The sequence below is a fragment of the Verrucomicrobium sp. 3C genome, from assembly GCF_000379365.1.
Taxonomy (GTDB): Bacteria; Verrucomicrobiota; Verrucomicrobiia; order Methylacidiphilales; family Methylacidiphilaceae; genus Methylacidimicrobium.
In genome coordinates, this window is the sequence record NZ_KB901877.1 from 220736 (window position 1) to 221697 (window position 962).

The following is a 962-nucleotide window of genomic DNA, read 5'->3' on the forward strand; positions in this document are numbered from 1 at the left end:
CTGCAAGCCCAAACGAATCAGCTCCCGGACCTCTTCGGGTAGCGCGGTGACGTTGCAGATCGTCCGGGAACGCGGCCCTTTCTCGGTCCGATACGACTCTCGGATGAAATAACTCTTGTAGACCTTCCCCTTCTGCCGCGACTTGACCTCGCAAAAGTACATTACGCACTCTTTTATACCAAACGCAACGAATACACGGCAATATATTATTTCATATATTACGTACTACATGATTTCCGTAAGTAACTGGTAAATCACAATGTCGGTGAAAAAAGTGTAGAGTCGAGGAGTGGCGCGGTGCGACGTAGGAGAGCCATAGCGGGAGCTGCCCCTTTCGGTCTGGCAGTGCCTGAGTATCTCTCCCTATCATCCGTTTCCACTCCCCGCTCATCAAACCGAACGTGCGGATTTCCCGCATTCGGCTTTCGGACAAGGTTGGTGCAGGATTATGCCCACGGCAGACTCTGCGTTAAGCTCCTAAGGGAGAGAAGACCCAACTTGTCCCGGAGAAACCGGTCTGGGAACTGGGTCTTTCCCTGCCCAAGGACTTTATGCTTGCGGCAGAGCAACCGGCGGAGCCGATACCGGACGTGGTGATCCACCGCCCGGTACGCTCGGCTGACCGAGCCAAGACAGAAGTAGTTCACCCATCCTCGCAGCCGGCGATTGAGGAGCGATACCAGTTCTTCCGCTTCGCTTCCCTGGGTGTTCCGACCAAGCTGCTCGCTCACGCTCTGCAACAGCCGGTTCACCCGTTTCTTGGAGGGTTGCGTCCCCAGGTAGCTGCGGCCCGTGATGGGCTTGTAGCAAAGACCGAAGGTGTAGCCGAGAAAGTCGAAGTTTTGCTTCGGCACTCGGCAGATCCGGGTCTTTTCCTGGTTCACGGTGAGCCCGATTCGCTCCATGATCTTCTCCATTTGCTCCCGGGCTTCCTGGGCGTGATGTCGGCAGAGGATCACATA

General features: G+C 55.7%; 1 protein-coding gene. It reads right to left on the reverse strand.

Going from position 1 to position 962, the window contains the following annotated elements; all coding sequences use genetic code 11:
• Positions 1–446: 446 nt before the first annotated feature.
• Positions 447–962 (reverse strand): group II intron maturase-specific domain-containing protein (locus tag A37A_RS0113695; protein ID WP_018292057.1); only part of this gene is annotated, 516 nt, incomplete at its 5' end.